The 5,051-nt window shown below is 69.5% G+C and carries 4 protein-coding genes and 2 pseudogenes; all 6 read right to left on the bottom strand.

The window, feature by feature from the left end; genetic code table 11:
• Positions 1-721, bottom strand: a pseudogene (locus tag GT354_RS32740) (hypothetical protein); the annotation flags it as partial.
• Positions 718-1,320, bottom strand: a complete 603-nt coding sequence (gene nadD / locus GT354_RS32735) for a nicotinate-nucleotide adenylyltransferase (protein ID WP_161360001.1) — start codon at positions 1,318-1,320, stop codon at positions 718-720. The gene nadD and the pseudogene GT354_RS32740, both read right to left, overlap by 4 nt.
• Before the next feature lie 21 nt (positions 1,321-1,341).
• Entirely contained in the window at positions 1,342-2,175 is an 834-nt protein-coding gene (locus GT354_RS32730) for a carbohydrate ABC transporter permease (RefSeq protein WP_161360000.1), read from the bottom strand.
• Positions 2,172-3,122 (bottom strand): sugar ABC transporter permease, encoded by a 951-nt coding sequence (locus GT354_RS32725; protein ID WP_346012286.1) that lies wholly within the window; start codon positions 3,120-3,122, stop codon positions 2,172-2,174. The genes GT354_RS32730 and GT354_RS32725 overlap by 4 nt, the downstream gene beginning before the upstream one ends.
• On the bottom strand, positions 3,119-4,414 hold the full coding sequence (locus GT354_RS32720) for an extracellular solute-binding protein (RefSeq protein WP_346012285.1): 1,296 nt from the start codon (positions 4,412-4,414) through the stop codon (positions 3,119-3,121). Before GT354_RS32720 ends, GT354_RS32725 begins: the two co-directional genes overlap by 4 nt.
• Before the next feature lie 74 nt (positions 4,415-4,488).
• Positions 4,489-5,051, bottom strand: a pseudogene (locus GT354_RS32715) (hypothetical protein); the annotation flags it as partial.

The following is a 5,051-nucleotide window of genomic DNA, read 5'->3' as shown; positions in this document are numbered from 1 at the left end:
GCGGCGGCGCGGAGCGGCTCGGCGGGACTACGGGCGCCTCGCCGGCCTCGGTGCGGTAGCCGGCGGGGTCGGCGGCCGGCTGCTGCTCGTAGAACCCTGCGGGCTGCCGGGGTGCCGACTGCTCGTAGTAGCCCTGGGGCGGCACGTATCCGCCCGGCTGCCCGGGTGGGGCGCTCGGGCCTTGGGCTTGGCCCTGGCCTTGGCCCTGGTCCTGGCCCTGGCTCTGGTCCTGGTACGTCTGCGGCTGATACGCCGTCGGGTCGTAGGCGTTCGGGTCGTAGGCGTTGGCGTCGTAGGCGTCGTAGCCGGTCGGGGCCGAAGTGCCGGTGGCACCGTACGCGTTCGGGTCGTACGGGCCCGCCGGGCCGGCCGCACCACCCGCACCACCCGGGCCGGTCGTACCGGTGTCGTAGCCGGTCGTGCCGTAGCCGCCGCCGTCGTACCCGCCGGGGGCATAGGCGTTCGGGTCGTACGCGTTGGGGTCGTACGTGTTCGAGTCGTACGTGTTCGGGTCATACGTGTTCGGGTCGTACTGGTACTCCTGCGGCGTGAAGCTCACCGGATCGAGCCCGCTCGGGCCGCTCGGCGTCGCCGGCGGCTGATGGCCGGTGTACTCGCCGTTCGGCCCGTACGAGCCCTGGCCCGGTTGTCGCCCCTGCGCCTGCCCGCCGTCCCCTCGCTCGGTGCCGTAAGGCTCCCAGTCGCGGTCGTCGTTGCTCACGAAGCTCCCCGGTACAGCCCCCGCTTGCTGATGTATTGGACGACCCCGTCCGGCACCAGGTACCAGACCGGATTGCCCCCGGCCACCCTTGCACGGATGTCGGTCGACGAGATCGCCAGTGCGGGGACCTCCACCAGGCTCACGCCGCCGTCCGGGAAACCCGGGTCGGACAGAGTGTGCCCCGGACGGGTGCAACCCACGAAATGCGCGAGCTCGAACATCTCGTGCGCGTTGTGCCAACCGAAGATCTGCGACAGCGCGTCCGCGCCGGTGATGAAGAAGAACTCGGTGCCCGCAGGCGCCGCTTCACGCAGGTCCCGCAGGGTGTCGAGGGTGTACGTCTCGCCCGCGCGGTCGATGTCCACGCGGCTCACCGAGAAGGTCGGGTTGGACGCGGTCGCGATGACCGTCATCAGGTATCGGTCCTCGGGCGAGGACACCTCCTGCGTGTCCTTCTGCCAGGGCCGCCCGGTCGGTACGAAGACGACCTCGTCGAGGTCGAATTGACCCGCCACCTCGCTCGCGGCGACCAGGTGCCCGTGATGGATGGGGTCGAAGGTGCCGCCCATGACACCGACACGTCTGTTCCGCTCGCTCATGGCGGGAGAATCTATCGCCCTCTACTCCTTGACCGCGCCGGAGGTGATGCCCGCGACGATTCGCTTCTGGAAGACCAGGACCAGAACGACCACCGGAATGCTCACCACGACGGACGCGGCGGCGATGGCGGCGGTGGGCTGTTGGAACTGCGAGGCACCTGTGAAGAAGGCCAGCGCGGCCGGAACCGTGCGCGAGGCGTTGGTCGAGGTGAGCGACACCGAGAAGACGAAGTCGTTCCACGCGAAGAAGAACACCAGGATCGCGGTGGTGACCACGGCCGGGATCGCCATCGGCGCGATCACGTAGCGAAACGCCTGCCATCCCGACGCACCGTCGATCCGCGCGGCGTCCTCCAGGGCCCACGGGATCTGCTTGAAGAACGACGTGAGGGTCCAGATCGACAGCGGCATCGTGAACGACAGGTAGGGCAGGATCAGCCCGATCCAGGTGTCGAACAAACCGATGCTGCGCCACATGTCGAACAGCGGACCCACCACGGCGATCGTGGGGAACATCGCGATCGCCAGCGCGCCGAGCAGGATCAGCCGCTTGCCGGGGAATTCGAGCCGCACGATCGCGTACGCCGTACCGGTCGCGCACGCCACCGCGATCACGGTGGCGATCAGCGAGATGCCGATCGAGTTGCGCAGCGCGTCGGTGAACAGGTCGTTGCGAAAGACCGTCCGGTAGTTCTCCCAACTCCACTTGCTGGGAAGGAACTTCGCGTTGTTGATGTCGTCGCCGCCCTTGAAGGACAGCGACACCATCCAGGCCAGGGGCAGTACGGTCACCGCGATCACCACGACGCTGACCAGGACGCGGGCGCCCTCGCGGGCGGGGCTGGTGTGACTCACTGGGGGCTCCCGAGCTGACTCACGTCGGTACGGAACAGCTTGATGAACAGGAAGGCGATCAGCAGGACGCACGCGAACAGCAGTACCGAGATCGCCGAGCCGAGACCGAGCGCGGTACGGCTGACGAGTTGGCGGTAGGCCAGGAAGGACACCGTCTCGGTGTCGTTGGCGCCGCCCGTCATCACGAACACCGAGTCGAAGATGCGAAAGGCGTCCATCGTGCGAAACAACAGCGCGACCAGGATCGCCTGTTTCATGATCGGCAGCGTGACCCGGGTGAGCCGCTGCCACGCGCCGGCGCCGTCCACGCGCGCTGCCTCGTGCACGTCCGGCGAGACCTGGATCAGGCCGCCGAGCAACAGCAGCGACATGAACGGGGTGGTCTTCCAGATCTCCGACAGCGCGATCACGAACAACGCCGACCACCGGTTGTCGAACCACGCGGTGTCGGTGCCGAACCAGTCGTTGACGAAGCCGGTCGACGGATCGAAGGCGTAGCGCCACGCGTAGGCCGACACGACCGTGACGATGCCGTACGGGATCAGCACGATCGTGCGCAGCGTGCGGCGCAGGTGGATCGCGCGCTGCATGAGTTGCGCGAGCCCGAACCCGAGTACGAACTCCACCGCGACCGTGCCGATGGTCAGCACGACCGTGGTCCACACGTCGGTCCACCACAGCGGGTCCTTGAGCACGACCCAGTAGTTCGACAGGCCCGCGAAGGAGTTCGCGTCGGGCGTGGTCAGCCGCTTGTGCCACAGCGAGAGCCACGCGGCGTCCACGAGCGGCGCGATCGCGACCGCCAGCATGATCACCACGGCGGGCGCGGAGAGCAGCAGGCCGGTGCGCCGCATGCGTTGCGCGTGGTCGCGCGGCTTCTTGTGCCGGGGCGCCTTGGCCGCCGCGTCGGCGGCCTCTCCCGGGGGTCCGGCCAATGCCGTGCTCACAGCAGCACCTCGTCGTGCAGGACCCCGGTGATCAGCGTGTCGGTGTCGCGTGGGGCGGTGTTCGGGTCGACGTCGGCGGGTGGGTGGTACTTGCGCTGCACGGACGCGGACACGTCGTTGTAGTAGGGGGTACGCGGGCGCGGGCCGGCCTCGTCGAGCGACTGCTTGATCAGCTCCGCCATCGGCAACGCCTCGCGCACGCGCGGGTCGTCGTAGGCCGCGGCCTTGGCCGTGGTCTCCTTGGACTCCAGTAGGTAGGTGATCTGGTTCTCCAGCGTGCCGGCGCACTGCACGGCCCTGGCCGCCTGGGCGGTGTGCTTGCCGTAGGCGCTGACGCCGAGCGAGATCCCGCCGAACGGCGGCTTGGACACCGTGCCGGCGTCGGTCTGCGGGTAGCGCGCCCAGCCGTAGTCGTCGAGGATCGCCTGCGAGAGCTGCCCCTTGCCGACGGCCTCCGCGGCGGCGCCGTGCGCGTAGGTCCAGTTGATCATGAAGCCGCCGAGGTCCGACTGGAAGGTGACTCGGGTGTCGTCCTCGATCGAGGTCGCGAGGTTGGGCGGCGCGGCCGACGAGCGGCCCAGTCGGCGCATGACCTCGGCGGCGCGCTTGCCGGCGCCGCCCCGGGTGAGGGTGGCCTTGAGGTCGATGCCCTTCTCGACGTCCTCGACGATCGCGCCGCCGGCTCCGGCCACCAGGCCGTTGACCCACACGGTGATGCCCTCGTAGCGCTTGGCCGGGACCGCGACCGTGCGGTGCGTCTGCTCGGCGGCGTCGATCAGTTGGTCCCACGTGACGGGCCGGGTCGGGTCGAGACCGGCCTTGGCGGCGATCGACTTGCGATACCAAAGGAGTTGGGTGTTGGCCCGAAACGGCGCCGCGACCAGGCGGTTGCGCCACGTGGACGACTCCACCGCGCTGCGCAGCATCCCGTCGACGAGCGGACCGGTCTCGGCCGCCGTGAACGGCCGCAGGAACTTCGCCTCGGCGAACTCCGGGACGAAGACGGGGTCGAGCGCCATCACGTCGATCGAGGAGTCCTTGGCGGCGAGCCGGCGCACCAACTGCTCGCGCTGCCCCGACGCATCGGTGGGCAACACCGAGACCTTGACCCGGTAGGCACCGCCGGAGGCCCTGCTGCACCGGTCCGCGAGCTTTTGGTACGCCCCGTTGTCGGGCGGCACGTACCAATTGAGCACGGGCGGCCCGGACTTCGCGCTGCCACACCCGATCGCCGAGGCGACGAGCGCCAGCGCGACGACCCAGAGCCCGGGACGACGCGACAGGAGATTCACCCGGTCAGCAGATCAGGAAGATCCCGCGCACCGCCCTATCTACCTCGAATGGTGGCGTGTCGGTCGCGGCCGAGTCAGCCGACTTCCGGGGTCAGGGTCCAGGGGCCGTCGGCTTCGAGTTCGATCAGGCAGGGGCCGGCCGGGAGGATCGACTCGCCGTCGTAGTCGCCGATGGCGTTGGCGAGGGTGCCGAGGTACGCGCCCTTGTCGGCCTCGACGGTGAAGGCGCCGACGATGAAGGTGCTCTGGCCGCGGTGGGTTGTCGCGAGGACGGTGCGGGGGCCGTTCCAGCGCACGGTTTCGGGGCCGGTGCCGGTCAGACGGTCCGTCAGGAGGCGGGCGGCGTCCACGGGGAGCAGGCGGATCGTCCACTCGCCGTCGGCCTCGATCTTCAGGCGCGTGGTGCGACCGCCGCGTTCGTCGACGAGGGCGCGGCCGCGGTGGGGGCCGATCGTGTTGGCCAGGAGTTTGTCCGTCTCCAGGGCGGCGTTCAGGGTCCAGACCGCGAAGTTGTCGGTGCCGCGGCTCTCGATCTCGGCGAGGAAGGGGCCGGATTCGACGGGGCTGGTGATGGTGAGGATCTTGTCGCCGCGGCCGTTGTAGGTGGCGGGGGTGGCGGCGGTGGGGGTGGAGGCGG

It is taken from the genome of Streptomyces sp. SID3343, from assembly GCF_009865215.1.
Lineage (GTDB): Bacteria > Actinomycetota > Actinomycetes > Streptomycetales > Streptomycetaceae > Embleya.
The sequence above is the reverse complement of the archived record's forward strand: the minus strand, read 5'-3'. Positions and strand labels throughout refer to the sequence as shown.

What these genes read in the sequence shown, in the direction of transcription:
- nadD (WP_161360001.1), bottom strand. Translation starts at nt 1,320, where the DNA reads ATGAGCGAGCGGAACAGACGTGTCGGTGTCATGGGCGGCACCTTCGAC.